Raw genomic sequence first — 13,574 nt, forward strand, 5'->3', positions numbered from 1 at the left:
CGTCAGACGCTGGCCAGCGAGCCGCTCACCATCAGCGTCAGTGAGTACTCCGGACCAGAGACCCGTACGGCGGCTTGCAGCCACCGTGTATTCGGCCCCGGAGGCGGACCTCCGAACCCCTGGGTTCCGCCCGGGACGCGGACCGGGGGTCTTCCGGGCGCCTTGGGGCTCGAAGGCAGCCATGCTGGGTGAGTGTTGGGCAACGGTTGGGACCCGCAAGAGGGAAATCGTGAGCAGCTCCGACATGCGGCCTCGGACGCCTGGTGCGGGCGGGACCGCAGCATGTCGACCGCCCTGTTCCCGTCGGCGCGGCCGATGTCGTCGGCACGCTTGACGTCACCAGAGCCCAAGTCCAGTCGACTGTCGGGGAAATGCGTAGGCATCCGGAATCGGAGTATGAGCTGCGACCTCATGTGGAGGCAGTCGTGGGTGACGGTCCGAACCGCGAAAGGCGAGGGGCGCGCGGGCCTCGAGACGAGTGCGAGGCGTTGGACGGTGTGGTGCAGGCGGCTCTTTCGGGCCGCAATGCGGTTCCGGTAGTGCGGAGCGAGCCGGGCGTCAGGACGTCGGCGCTGCTGGGGTACGTGGTCGGGCGCTGAGCCCCTATCGGGTCGCTGGTCCCAGGCGCGGACAGGCTGCGCCGGCATCTGTTCGACCGCTCGGGACCAGGACGCATCACCGATCGTGTCGGTCACCAGCTTGCCGCCGACCATCGCCGTGAAGAGTACGTGCCTGCTGCTCGTCGGGCCTCACCGGCCTCGGCGTCGCCAGCGGCCGTGTAGTTGAAGTCTTCGAAGAGGTTCACGACCCCTCGGGCGTACTCGGCGGATCATTCGCCCGCGTCCTAGGGGTTCGCGTCCTGGCCGAAGCGAGCATCGGATACCGCGCTGTCGTCGGTGCGCGATCGCTCAGGTAGAAGGGCATCACAGTCAGTCAGCCGGCGGCACGGCGACGTGCTTGACGTCGGCCATGTAGCGGCCGGCGGCCTCGGACGCCTGGTCGGGAGAGCTGCCGTTCTGCCGCGCGTGCAGGTAGGCGGCGTACCAGTCCCACCAGTCGTGCGCCGGTGCGATCTTCTCGTAGGTGTCGTGATGCTCGGCGGTTTCGTGGAGCAGGTCCGCCAGGGACGCTACGTCCATGTCAGTAACACCTCTCTCGACCCGGGGCCGGTTCGTGGTCTTCCCAGCGGAGATGGCGGTGTCGAACTGGGGATTGGTCGAGCTGATCGAGGCGGCTGTGCGTGCCGGTGATCGCCCCACTGCGCCGCTGCGTTCGAGCAGCTCTCCGAGATGACGCAGGCCAGCGGCACCGAGTGGGCGCTGGGGGTAGCGGCGCGCTCCGAGGCGCAGCTCCACATTCAAGGAATCAACCATCTAGGTGGTGCCGATGATCGGCAGATCGCGATCGGCCAGGGCATGGCGGAGCTGCCAGCGGGAGGTGATGGCGAGCTTGGCGAAGATCCTGCTGAGATGCCATTCGACGGTGCGGGCGGAGAGGAACAGCTGGGCTCCGATCTGCTGGTTCGACAGGCCGTCGCGGGCGAGCCGGGCGACCAGCGCCTCCTGTGCCGTGAGTTCGGTGGTGGTGTCGACTGTGCGCTTTCTCGGGGTCGCCCCGGTGGCCAGCAGCTCGCGACCGGCTCGCTGCGCGAACGCGGCCATTCCCATGGCCATGAACATCTCCTCGGCCGTGGTGAGCTCGCCGCGGGCGTCGGTACGGCGGTTGGCCCGGCGGAGCCACTCTCCGTACAGGAGGTGGGCACGGGCGAGCTCGGCGCGGACCCGGGCCCGGCTCAGACGCTCGATGGCTTCGCGGAACATGAGCTCCGCGTCATCGCTCAACAGGGCCTGTGAGCGGGCCGCGATCCCGAGCGCCCAGTCCGTTCGGCAAGCCCGGGTCTTCATGGTCAACCTCGCGGCGGTCTCTTGCGCCACATCGGCGTGTCCTGTTCGTACGGCGGACTCGATCAGCTCGGCCATAGCCCAGTTGTGGGCGACCATCTCCTTCGGGTCCACACAAGCATCGCGAGCGGCCTCGAACGCCTCGTCGTACCTGCCCAGGCCGTTGCACAGGACAGCGCGCGAGTACTCGCAGATGGCGACTCCGATTCCCTCACCGCGGGTGGTCGCCTCCCGTTTCGTGGTGTCGATGAGGTCGATCCCCTCGCGTTCCTGGCCTCGCCACGCTGCCAGGATCAGTGCGCCGTACGGCGCCTCAGCGATCCCCGCCGCCTGCAGCACCGACCGGGCTTCCGCTGCCAGCGATGCGGCGGCAGCGAGCTCGCCAGCGAACACGAGGATGGGTGTGTGCGCGCCGAGGGCGAGCGGGAGTTCGGTGAGCATGCCGGTCGTCCGAGCCGTCTGAAGATGCCGCTCCGACAGGATGTATGCGCTCTCGTCGTCCCACAGTTCGAGAGCGAGCACGCACCCCTGCCACAGCCAGCGAAGCCTCTCCCGCGCGGGATGGGCGTCGCCACGGAGCGCGGCCAGTGCTTCCCGGCCCGGCGGGACAGCATCGGTGTAGTCATCGTTGAGCGCGATGAAAGCGTCCAACAGCAGGTCGCCCGCCGTACGCGCAGTGTCGGGCGGCAGCGGTGCCGACCGGGCGGCACGGGCCACCTCAGCGGTGCCGACGCCCTCGTCGAGCCGGCCCGCGAACTGCGCGGCGGAGAACGCGTCCAGGTACGTCTGTCGTGCGAGCTCGAGGTTCAGTGGCTGAAGGCGCCGGGCGGCGGCCAGCATCAGCAGCATGGCTTCCTTCCCCCGGCTCGAGGCGAAGGCCAGCTGAGCACGTATCAGTTCGATCTGGGCGCGTTGCACGTCGTCGAGCGGTCCACTTCCGGCGTTGGTGAGCATGGATTGGGCGGTTCCGAAGGCGCCGGCCTGCACGTTGGCCGACGCCGCTGCAAGCGCGCGCCGGGCCTGCGTCGTACGAACCGGTGTGAGCTCGGTCGCGCCGGTCAGGAAGGCGGCAGCTGCTGCGAGCCCCGCACGAGCAGCGGCCCGGTCGGCCGACCGTTCCAGCTCGGCTGCCACGCCCTCGTCAGGTGTGCCGGTGGCACGCGCCCTGTGCCAGGCACGCCGGTCCGGGTCGATCTGGGCGTCGGTGACCTCGGCGAGGGTTTGGTGCGCACGGCGCCGGTCCGTCGTGGCGGCTGTGCGGTACACGGACGAACGGGCCAGAGGGTGGGCGAATTCCACGCGGTCGTGCACCCGGACGAGCCCGGCGTCCACCGCAGGATTCACATCGGCCATCGTTAGGCCCAGCACACCGGCGGCGCGTTGGATCAGCGCGGGGTCGCCGACCGGATCCGCGGCCGCGACGAGTGTGAGCAACTGGGTTTCGGTAGGGAGCGACTCGACACGCCGCGCGTAGCTGCGTTCGATCTTGCCGGTGACAGGCTGGCTGTTGCCGGGCAGGCCGAACCCGCCGGCGAGGTCTGTTTCCCGCCAGGCGCGCGGCAACTCGAGCAACGCCAGTGGGTTGCCGTGGCTCTCCGCGACGATCTGATCGATGACCGCCGCGTCGAGCGGGCCGTGCAGGTTGTCCAGCAGCAGTCGGTAGGCGTCGTGGTCGCCGAGGCGATGGATCAGCAGCTCGGGCAGTCCGGCCAGCACGCCGTCAACGGCTCCCGTGCGTGCCGCGCAGACCAGCGCGACGCGCTCGGCCAGCAGGCGCTGTGCCACGAAGGCGATGACCTGAGCGGACGCCTGGTCGAGCCATTGTGCGTCGTCGACGATGCAGGCCAACGGCTGATGCTCAGCGGCCTGGGCCATCAACGTCAGCGTACCCAGTCCCACCATGAACCGGTTGGGCGCTGGACCGGTGCCGAGCCCGAATACGGTCGCCATCGCGTCGCGCTGCGGTGCGGGGAGTTCGTCGAGCTGATCTAGCAATGGCACGCACAACTGGTGGAGACCGCTGTACGGCAGCTCCATCTCGGACTCGACCCCCCCAGCCGACACCAGCCGCCAGTCGGCCACCTGCCGCGACAGGTAGCCGAGCAAGGCGGTTTTCCCCATGCCTGGTTCGCTGCGGAGGACAAGGACACGACTGGCGCCGGCGAGCACCTCGGACACGAGCCGGTCGAGCTCTTCACATTCGGTACGACGCCCAACCAGCTCGCCCACGGCCCCTCCCCGGCCAAGTTTCATGCTCCCGGCTCTGACGGCATCGGTCGTCCGAAGCCGAGCTGCGTCACGCTCTTATCGGCATTCTTACCAACCGATCGACATCTGACCAGAGCGACGAACTGGAGACCGTCGGGTGTGCGCCGACTCCGATACCGCGGTGGCCGAACAGTTCCTCGCCCGCGTCAGCGAACCATCAACCTGGTATGGAGATTCGGCCTCCCGACCGAAACATTCCCGTCGGGCGCCTCACCCTGCCTCTTGATAGGTAGCCACTCCATATCAGTCGTGTGGCTAGACCTGGACACCGTCCACTTCCGGTGACTGCGACCGCACCCGGAGACCACCGCGCCATCGGGGGCGCGCACGGACGCGATGCCGTCCGCGCAACCCACCAGCGGAGTGCGAGGGATCGGCCTGCGCCTACCGCCACCACCCGCGACTGACCAGGCTGGGGGAGCCTTCGCCAGGGTGCCGGCCAGGGCTTGCACGGGCGCGACCAGGGCCCTCGCCGACGAGTCTGAAGTACACGAACCAGAACCAGCGGAACGGACGACCATGACGCAGCACATCGAGGACTACGCCCTCATCGGCGACCTGCGCACGGCTGCCATGGTCAGCGTGGACGGGGGGATCGACTGGCTGAGTCTGCCGCGCTTCGACTCCCCAGCCGTCTATGCGGCCCTGCTTGGAGACGCGCGGCACGGCCAGTGGAGTCTCGCACCCGTCGGTCCGGACCGCTGCAGCCGACGCCGCTATCGGACCGGCACCCTCGTCCTCGAAACCGAGTGGACCACCGGCGATGGCGCGGTCAGGGTCACTGACCTGATGGTCCCCGACTCCTCCGCACCGATGGTGGTGCGGATCGTGGACGGCTTGGTCGGCACGGTTGCGATGCGTACCCGGATCGCGCCACGGATGAACTACGGCAAGAACATCCCGACCTTGCGGAGCGCCCACGGGGATCTGGTCGCGACGGCCGGCGGGGACGAGCTGTGGGTCACGAGCGACGTTGAGCTGAGCACTGCCGACGGGTCCTGGACCGGTGCCTTTATCGTCAACGCAGGCGAGAGGGTCTCCTTCACACTCAGCTACGCCGCGGCGGGGGAGCCCTACCGACCGGCCCCGGACGCCGAGTCCGCCCTCGCTGCCACTGACACGTTCTGGACCGAATGGATCAGCCGGTCGACCTACACCGGCCCCTGGGAGACCGAGGTCAGCCAGTCGCTGATCATCCTCAAGGCGCTCACCTACGCGCCCACCGGCAGCATCCTTGCCGCCGCCACCACTTCGCTACCTGAGCAACTCGGCGGATCGCGCAACTGGGACTACCGCTACTCCTGGTTGCGCGACGCCACCTTCACACTGCAGGCGTTCCTCGCCACCGGCTACCTCGAAGAAGCCGAAGCCTGGCGCGATTGGCTGATGCGCACCGTCATCGACGACCCCGCCGACATGCAGATCATGTACGCCGTCGACGGGACCGGTGACCTGCCCGAACAGACCCTCGACTGGCTACCCGGGCACGCCGGCTCCACGCCGGTCCGGGTCGGGAACAGCGCAGCCACCCAGCAGCAGAACGACGTGTGGGGCGAGGTGCTCGACATCCTGTCAGCGGCCCGGGACGCCGGACTGCCTGATGCCGCGGACCAGGAGAAGCTGGAACGGGCGCTGCTTGACCAGATCGAGAGCCAGTGGCAGGACCCCGACAATGGACTCTGGGAGGTCCGCGGTCCCCGACGGCACTTCGTGCACTCCAAGCTGCTGGCCTGGGTAGGTGTCGACCGGGCCGTGCGCTCGCTCGAGGATCACGGCACTGAGGAAACACACCAGCTGCGACGGCTCCGGGCGCTGCGTCGCACCATCGCGCGAGAGATCTCCGAGCGTGGGTACCACCCTGGACGGGGCGCGTTCACCCAGTCCTACGGGTCACCCAGGCTGGACGCGGCCGTACTGCTGATGCCGCGCTACGGCTTCCTCTCATGGGATGACGCCCGCATGGTCTCCACGGTCGACGCGATCGAACGCGACCTGAGCGACCACGGGCTCGTTCTGCGGTACGCCGTCAGCGATGACGGTCACAACGTCGACGGTGTCCCCGGCAGCGAAGGCGCCTTCTTGGCCACTTCGTTCTGGCTCGCGGACGCACTGCACGGCGTCGGCCGCTCGGACGAGGCGACCGAACTGTTCGAGCGGCTGCTCTCGCTTCGCAACGACGTCGGACTGCTCAGTGAGGAATACGACCCAAGGACCGGACGCCACCTTGGCAACACGCCCCAGGCCTTCAGCCACGCGGGCCTGATCAGCACCGCCCTCACGCTCAGCGCCGCTAACACTTCGGTCTCGAGCTTTGCAGGCGCACCGGAAGCGCTCGGTGGGCAGGGCGCCGAAACGCGCACCGCGGTCGCCTAGCAGTTCAGCCACGTCAAACAACGACCAGCAATGCGCGGGAAAGGGCGCAGGAGCGCCTTCTGCCTGTGACCGCATCGCCGATGGTCCGCCTGACACGCTGGGCGGATTGGTAGGGCGGGTCGTTCTTCAACCCGCGGCGCCTCAGGGTCTGCTGTTGTACCCGCCGGCGCACCTCGTCAGTTCGTTCGACCCCAGGCGTACGACGTGGAACGCGTCGAGCACCGCGACCGCGTCGGGCACTTCGTCGCGGATCGCGTTGGCGTAGCTGCGGAACGGGTCCAGGGCCGCGTGCTCGACGGTCACGGTGACCGTTCTTCTACCAGTCGGCGTAGACGGCGCCGGAGCGGCCTTCGACGGCGTCCAGCAGGCGGGCATGCAGACATCCGTTCTCGTCCCGGGTCAGGTCCACAAACACCGTGACCGCCCGGTTCGTGCCGCGCAGGCCAGGTCGACAGATGTGCTCATCCACGCCGAGCGTCTTCACACCCTTCAGCCGTTTGGGCTTCTTGACCCAGCGTCTGGCTTCGGCCCAGGCGGTGCGCCAGTCCACGCCCAGGTGCCGGGCGATCGCTGACACGTTGTGTCGTCGTGCCGCAACGCATCCGTGGTCCACGAGATCGCCCGGGCCGTGAGCTTGGACCGCTTGGCGTAGCCGTGTTCCGCGGTCCAGATCGAGACCGGGCACGCCGCCTCAGCGCACCGCCAGACCGCTTGCGCCACCGCACCAGCACCACGCCGTCGTCGCGCGTGGACACGTCGAGGACATGCACGCCCTCGACACCGCACAGTTCATCGGCCCGGGCGCACCGCGACACACGGGAACTACACGTACAGTGAGACACGTCAGGGTCTTGTCTTGTCAGCTGCTTGGTCGCTGCTGATCGTGAAGGCCCTGACTCCTTTCTCCCGCCTACGCCACGCCGACAGTGACGAGCGCCTCAACCACGCTCAACTCCGAAGAGCCGGATCAGGCAACCGGCCGTCCGTACGTCTCGAGGAGGCGTAGCCAGATCTCGTTGACGGTCGGGTAGGCCGGTACTGCGTGCCAAAGTCGGTCGAGGGGCACCTCCGCTACGATCGCCACGGTCGCTGCCTGGAGCAATTCGCTCACGTCCGGACCGACGAAGGTGATGCCCAGGATGACCTTGCGCTTCTCGTCCACGACCATCCGGGCAGTTCCCTTGTAACCATCCGCGCGAACGCTCGCGCCGGCGACATAGCCGATCTCGTAGTCGACGACCCGGATGTCGTAGCCGGCCGCGCTAGCGGCTGCAGCCGTGAGGCCGACGGACGCGACCTCAGGCTCAGTGAACGTGACCTGTGGGACCACCGCGTGGTCGGCTGTCGCGACGTGGGCTCCCCACGGGGTGTCCGCGACTGACGCTCCCGTCGCGCGGGCGGCGATGACGTCACCGGCGGCCCGTGCCTGGTACTTGCCCTGGTGGGTGAGCAGCGCTCGATTCGTGACGTCGCCCACGGCGTACAGCCAGTCGAACCCGCGGACGAGGAGTGTGTCGTCGGTCTCCAACCAGGAGCCGGGCTTGAGCCCGATCGCGTCCAGCCCGATGTCACCGGTCCGCGGAGTACGGCCGGTTGCGACCAGCACCTCCTCGGCCGTGACGGTTGACCCGTCGCCGAGTTCGACGACGACCTTGGCTTCGGTCCGGGTGACCCGCCTCGTCTCGGTGTCGAGCAGAACCGTGGCGCCCTGCTCGCGCAACGCATAGGCCACCATGTCACCGGCAAACGGTTCCATGCGCTCGAGCAATCCGGAGCGCGAGATCACCGTGACCTCGGTACCGAAGGCGGCGTATGCCGTTGCCATCTCACAAGCGACGACGCCGCCACCGATGATCGCGAGGCTGCCGGGCACCGACTTGGCGCTCGTCGCCTCGCGACTCGTCCACCCGCGGGCCTCGTGGAGGCCCTCGATGCCGGGAACGAGTGCGTCGGACCCGGTCGCCACAACCACCGCGTGCCGCGCAGTGAGCAGGGCCGTGCCGTTCGCGGTGGTGACGGTGACCTCCTTCGGTCCCGTGATGCGACCGTGGCCCCGTACCAGCGAGATGCGTGCATGATTCAGCCACCGCACCTGTCCCGCATCGGACCAGTTGCTGGCGAAGGCGTTGCGGCGTGCGAGGACCGCATCGACATCGAGCTCACCGGTCACGGCCTGGGCCGCGCCGGGGACCTGCCGGGCTGCCCGGAGAACCTGCGCGGAGCGCAGCAATGCCTTCGACGGCATGCAAGCCCAATACGAGCACTCGCCTCCGACGAGGTCACTCTCGACGATGACGGCGGTCAGACCGCCTTGCAACGCACGATCGGCGACGTTCTCCCCGACAGCGCCACCGCCAAGCACGATGACGTCGTACTCGGTTGTTTCCATGCTGACTCCCTTGTTCGTACTCGATTGACACCCCGCCACAGTCGGTCGAGGTGGTCGTGCTGGGATCTGTCGACTCACCACGGTGGCGTCTGAGCTGGCCGGTCGCGCCAGTGGAATGCCCAGGCGGCGCACTGGCCGGCACGGTTGACGGCGTCGCCGAGAACGGTGAGGTGGGCTCGGGTCGAGGGTTTGCGGCTGACGGGCGAGGGCGGCTTGTTGGCGCGGCCGTTGCGACTGATGTGCGTGTGCGTCAGGCTGTATTCGAGGAGCGCTGATGAACAGTCAACAGGAGCGTTCGCGACTACTGGGCAGACGCCGTGAATGCGCATTCCTCGACGAGCTAGTGGCCCGAGCCCGTTCCGGGGAGAGCAGCGGCTTGGTGCTCGAGGGCGAGGCCGGAGTCGGGAAGACCGCCCTCTTGGCCTACCTGGCCGAACACGCCCATGGGTGCAGGGTCGTGCGCGTTGCCGGAGTGGAGTCTGAGATCGAATTGCCGTACGCCGGGCTGCATCTGCTCTGCGCGCCCTTCTTGGATTGCCTCGACGCGCTGCCGGAGCCCCAGCGCGAGGCGCTCGAGACGGCATTCGGGCTTCGGCACGGCACATCTCCTGGCCGGTTCATGGTCAGCCTGGCTGTGCTGACCTTGCTGACCAACTCAGCCGAAAGGCAGCCGCTGGTCTTCGTCGTCGACGACGCCCAATGGCTGGACAGGGCATCGGCACAAACGCTGTCGTTCGTGGCGCGACGGCTGCTTGCCGAAAGAATCGTCATGGTCTTTGCCCTCCGTCACCGAGCCGACGACGACGAGTTGACGGGTGTGACTGTGCTGCGCGTCCACGGGCTGGAGAATGAGGACGCGCGCGAGCTGCTGCGCTCGGCCTTCCCCGGGCCGCTGGAGGACCGGGTCCGCGACCGCCTTCTGCGCGAGACACACGGGAACCCCCTTGCAATCCTCGAACTGCCACGAGGATGGACATCGGGCGAGTTGGCGTTCGGTTTCAGCGACACAGCCCGGATGCCGCTCGCCACCCGGATCGAGGAGGGGTTCCGGCGGCGACTGCAGCGGCTCCCGGGCCAAACGCAACGGCTGCTGCTCATCGCGGCTCTCGAGCCGTCTGGAGACGCCACGCTCGTGTGGCAGACAGCGAACCACCTCGGTGTTGACGTGACCGCGGCGGCCGCACCGGCTCTCGAGGCCGGGCTCCTCGCGCAGAGCGCGGGGATCGATCGCGGAGTGCGGTTCCGCCATCCGCTGGTGCGCTCGGCGGTCTACCGGGCGGCGACGGTCGGTGATGTCCGTGAGGTTCACGGCGCGCTGGCTGAGGTCACCGACGGTGACTCCGACCCGGACCGCAGGGCCTGGCACCGCGCACAGGCGACAGTCGGCTGGGATGAGGGCGTCGCAGCGGAATTGGAAGCCAGCGCCGAACGCGCGCAGGCGCGTGGTGGTCTCGCAGCCGCTGCAGCATTCCTCGAGCGTGCAACGGCACTGACCGCCGACCCGCTGCTGCGCGCACGGCGCGCGCTCGCGGCCGCGCAGATCAAGCAAGAAGCCGGCGCACCCGCGGAGGCTCTGACACTGTTGTCGGTCGCGGAGGCAGGGCCGCTAGGCTCTCTCGACCGAGCCCTGGTTCACCTGGCGCGGGCGCAGATCGCGTTCTTCTCCGACCACAGTGGGGACGCCCCGGGCCTGCTGCTCGCGGCAGCCCGGGCACTGGAACCGCTCGACGCGACGCTGGCCCGGCGCACGTATCTCGACGCGCTCTCTGCCGCCATGTTCGCCGGCCGACTCGCTCGTGGAGTTGGCTTGCGCGAGGTCGCCGCCGCCGCCCTCGCCACGCACACGCCCAATGGTGTCAAGGGCCCCTGCGATTTGCTTCTGGATGGCTTGGCTCTAGTCATCACCGAGGGATACGCGGCCGGCACCCCGGTGCTGCGCGACGCGGTGCGTGCCTTCCGCGGCTCCGACATGCCCGTGTTGGAGTCGCTGCGCTGGTTGTGGCTCGCCACGCATGCCGCACACGACCTGTGGGACGACGAGAGCTGGGATGAGCTGTGCACCCGGCATGTCGACCTCGCCCGTCGGGTCGGCGCACTCCACGTTCTACCAATCGCCTTGAGCGCGCGGATGGGTCTGCACCTGTTCGCCGGGGAGCTGTCCACAGTAGCCGTCTTGGTGCAGGAGGCCGCATCGGTGACCGAGGCGACCGGCAGCACGTTGCCGCCATACGGAGCCATCGCCCTAGCGGCCTGGCAGGGACGTCAGGCAGAGGCTACGCGCATGATCGATGCCGTCACCGCTGACGTGGTCACCCGCGGGGACGGGATGGGGCTGACTTTGATTCGGCATGCGCAAGCGGTGCTGTTCAACGGTCTAGTTCGCTACCCCGAGGCGCTGGCAGCAGCCACCGACGGCGCACAGCACCCGCAGGAACTCGCGTTTGCCACCTGGTCGCTGCCTGAGCTCGTGGAGGCCGCGGTCCACACGGAGAATCGGGCACCGGCCGAACGAGCTGTCGTTGCGCTGGCCGAGCTAGCCGACGCCAGCGGAACCGACTGGGCGCTCGGCGTGCTCGCTCGGTGCCGGGCCCTCGTCACCGACGACCCGCGTGTCGCGGAAGCGTACTACCGGGAGGCCGTCGAGCGCCTCAGCCGTACCCGCGTGCCGATGGTGCTCGCCCGAGCGCACCTGCTCTACGGCGAATGGCTCCGACGGCAGAACCGCCGCTTGGACGCCCGCGGGCAACTGCGCACCGCCCACGACCTCTTCCAGCAGATGGGTGCCGAGGCGTTTGCCGAGCGGGCTCGCCGTGAGCTCGCCGCGACAGGGCAGACGCTTCCCCGAACTCCACCGCCCGGACTGGTCGAGGCGCTCAGCGCCCAAGAGGCGCAGATCGCCCGACTCGCCGTGACCGGTATGACCAATGCCGAGATCGGCACGCACCTCTTCATCAGCGCCAGAACCGTGGAGTGGCATCTACGCAAGGTGTACACCAAGCTCCGCATCAGCTCCCGCAAAGGGCTTCTCACCGCCCTGCCGGCGAACTAGCACGCAACCGCCTCCACATAGGTCGCCTGCGTCGGGTGCCGCGCCGCAACTTGTACGTGGTCAACCGGGGTGCCAACTCATCGCGAGGGTCGCCGTTCAGTGCCCGTCCGGTACGCGGGATCGCGACAACGGGTCCGTCTGGCGGAGCCGGCCACCCGCCCTACCACACAGCATGCAGGCAGAGCCACGGCCCGGGTCGTGGCTCGCTCCATGGAGGTGTGCTTTCAGAAGCGGCATTGCGATGCCGCCCGCCTGGCGCAGGGACTGACCGATGGGACCCCACTGCTCGAGGCAGTCACGTCGTACCAGTAGGACGTGGGTCCACACGGTCATGCCCGGTCATCGAGTCGCGCCAGGACGGGGAGCGCCTCGTCTGCGTGACCAGCTGAGCGGGCTGAAGGGTGGCTGGGGATCTGAGGGGTTCGGGGGGCGGATCTGAGGGTTTTCCTCGGATGTGGCAGGGGTGGCGTGCGCGTAGTTGTGGGGGTAACAGCAAACAGGGGAGGTTCGCGATGAGCGAAGTAGTGGTCGACACTTCACAGTCTGTCGACGTGTTGGACGAAAGTACGTTGCTGCCGTTGAGCAAGTCGCCGGGAATGCTGGCCGATGACCCGGCGCTCGACAACGAGTTCGCCGAGCCGGGCGGCAACAGCGACGAGGGCGCCTTGGAGCCGGGCGAGGAGCCGGGGCAAGAGACTCGGCCCGACGAGGCCGTGAAGTCGGCCGACGAGGTCGATCCGGACGGGGGGCAGTGAGATGGCGATCCGCACCGGGCAGGCCGCGATCAACTTCGCGAAGGGCCAAGTGACCAGCCCGAGCCAGGACTGGTCCCGCCTGTGCCTGATGTTCGTCCGGAAGTGCTTCAACGTCGGGCCGCTGTACGGGTCGGCCGAGAAGGGCTACTTCGGGACCGACTTCAGGCACGGCACCACCGGTACGCCGCCACTCGGAGTCCCCGTCTGGTGGACCAACGGAGGTGACGGGCACGTCGCCATCAGCGCCGGCGACGGGACCTGCTTCAGCAACGACATCAAGCGGCGCGGCAAGATCGACAGGGTTGCGATCTCGTTCATCACCCGCAGCTGGGGCCAGCGGTACCGCGGCTGGAGCGAGGACGTCAACGGAGTCCGGATCTGGCGGCCGGGCGCGCCCACACCACTGCTGCCGGCTGTCGACCTCAGCAACGTCATCGACGCCGCCCGCCGGGACCAGTTCCGTCCGCAGGGGCAGGGGCTGCACAAGAAGGACATCCTGATCGTGGAGAAGGCGCTGCGGCATCAGGGCCTCAAGCCGGCGGAGTTCGTCGACGGCTACGCCGGAACCGAGTTCCGCAAGGCCTACGCCAAGTGGCAGAAGGCCACGGTCCCACCGCCGTTCGACGGCATCCCAGGCAGGGTAAGCCTGACAAAACTGGGCCAACGCAACGGCTTCCGCGTCATCAACTAACACCAACCGCCCGACCCAGAACCGTCGGCCGGCCCACACCCCCCCCCGGGTAGGCCCCGCCGCCCCCCCCCCCGCCCCCCCCGGGAGCAAAACCAAGGCTGGCCGCCGGCCGAGACCCCCAAAAACCCGGGAACCAAGCAAAAAAAAC

10 protein-coding genes are annotated in these 13,574 nt (G+C 68.5%); 5 read left to right on the forward strand and 5 right to left on the reverse strand.

Translation table 11 applies throughout. The features are described 5' to 3' along the window. Positions 1-929: 929 nt before the first annotated feature. Positions 930-1,139: a hypothetical protein gene (locus AB0H36_RS42460; RefSeq protein ID WP_360536798.1), complete on the reverse strand. Its 210-nt coding sequence runs from the start codon at positions 1,137-1,139 to the stop codon at positions 930-932. On the opposite strand from AB0H36_RS42460, the gene AB0H36_RS42465 reads away from it, so the two are divergent. Continuing rightward, entirely contained in the window at positions 1,138-1,293 is a 156-nt protein-coding gene (locus AB0H36_RS42465; protein ID WP_360536800.1) for a hypothetical protein, read from the forward strand. The genes AB0H36_RS42460 and AB0H36_RS42465 overlap by 2 nt on opposite strands. 80 nt (positions 1,294-1,373) lie before the next feature. Here AB0H36_RS42465 and AB0H36_RS42470 read toward each other — a convergent pair whose 3' ends face one another. Further along, a complete protein-coding gene (locus AB0H36_RS42470; protein ID WP_360536801.1) occupies positions 1,374-4,130 on the reverse strand; it encodes an AAA family ATPase in 2,757 nt (918 codons plus the stop codon). Between the two features lie 558 nt (positions 4,131-4,688). On the opposite strand from AB0H36_RS42470, the gene AB0H36_RS42475 reads away from it, so the two are divergent. Further along, the gene (locus AB0H36_RS42475) at positions 4,689-6,542 is read left to right on the forward strand and encodes a glycoside hydrolase family 15 protein (protein WP_360536803.1); all 1,854 of its coding nucleotides are present in this window, start codon (positions 4,689-4,691) and stop codon (positions 6,540-6,542) included. A gap of 141 nt (positions 6,543-6,683) precedes the next feature. Here the strand turns inward: AB0H36_RS42475 and AB0H36_RS42480 are convergent, their stop codons facing one another. The 3 genes from AB0H36_RS42480 to AB0H36_RS42490 form a co-directional block, all read right to left on the reverse strand. Next, positions 6,684-6,845 (reverse strand): transposase, encoded by a 162-nt coding sequence (locus AB0H36_RS42480; protein WP_360536805.1) that lies wholly within the window; start codon positions 6,843-6,845, stop codon positions 6,684-6,686. 13 nt (positions 6,846-6,858) lie between these two features. Continuing rightward, positions 6,859-7,119, reverse strand: a complete 261-nt coding sequence (locus AB0H36_RS42485) for a hypothetical protein (RefSeq protein ID WP_360536807.1) — start codon at positions 7,117-7,119, stop codon at positions 6,859-6,861. Positions 7,120-7,509: 390 nt separating this feature from the next. Beyond that, positions 7,510-8,931, reverse strand: coding sequence for an NAD(P)/FAD-dependent oxidoreductase (locus AB0H36_RS42490; protein ID WP_360536809.1), 1,422 nt, complete (start codon positions 8,929-8,931; stop codon positions 7,510-7,512). Positions 8,932-9,205: 274 nt separating this feature from the next. On the opposite strand from AB0H36_RS42490, the gene AB0H36_RS42495 reads away from it, so the two are divergent. The 3 genes from AB0H36_RS42495 to AB0H36_RS42505 all read left to right on the forward strand — a co-directional run bounded on the left by AB0H36_RS42495 (position 9,206) and on the right by AB0H36_RS42505 (position 13,426). Next, the gene (locus AB0H36_RS42495) at positions 9,206-11,980 is read left to right on the forward strand and encodes an AAA family ATPase (protein WP_360536811.1); all 2,775 of its coding nucleotides are present in this window, start codon (positions 9,206-9,208) and stop codon (positions 11,978-11,980) included. Positions 11,981-12,531: 551 nt separating this feature from the next. Beyond that, entirely contained in the window at positions 12,532-12,735 is a 204-nt protein-coding gene (locus AB0H36_RS42500) for a hypothetical protein (protein WP_360536813.1), read from the forward strand. A gap of 1 nt (position 12,736) precedes the next feature. Beyond that, entirely contained in the window at positions 12,737-13,426 is a 690-nt protein-coding gene (locus tag AB0H36_RS42505; protein WP_360536815.1) for a hypothetical protein, read from the forward strand. Positions 13,427-13,574 lie beyond the last annotated feature (148 nt).

The sequence above is a fragment of the Kribbella sp. NPDC050820 genome, from assembly GCF_040653975.1.
In the GTDB taxonomy this organism is placed as follows: Bacteria; Actinomycetota; Actinomycetes; order Propionibacteriales; family Kribbellaceae; genus Kribbella.

Excerpts from the sequence above, each read along its gene's own strand:
- AB0H36_RS42495 (WP_360536811.1), top strand. The coding sequence starts at position 9,206 with ATGAACAGTCAACAGGAGCGTTCGCGACTACTGGGCAGACGCCGTGAA.
- AB0H36_RS42490 (WP_360536809.1), bottom strand. The coding sequence starts at position 8,931 with ATGGAAACAACCGAGTACGACGTCATCGTGCTTGGCGGTGGCGCTGTC.
- AB0H36_RS42460 (WP_360536798.1), bottom strand. The coding sequence starts at position 1,139 with ATGGACGTAGCGTCCCTGGCGGACCTGCTCCACGAAACCGCCGAGCAT.
- AB0H36_RS42505 (WP_360536815.1), top strand. The coding sequence starts at position 12,737 with ATGGCGATCCGCACCGGGCAGGCCGCGATCAACTTCGCGAAGGGCCAA.
- AB0H36_RS42475 (WP_360536803.1), top strand. The coding sequence starts at position 4,689 with ATGACGCAGCACATCGAGGACTACGCCCTCATCGGCGACCTGCGCACG.
- AB0H36_RS42465 (WP_360536800.1), top strand. The coding sequence starts at position 1,138 with ATGTCAGTAACACCTCTCTCGACCCGGGGCCGGTTCGTGGTCTTCCCA.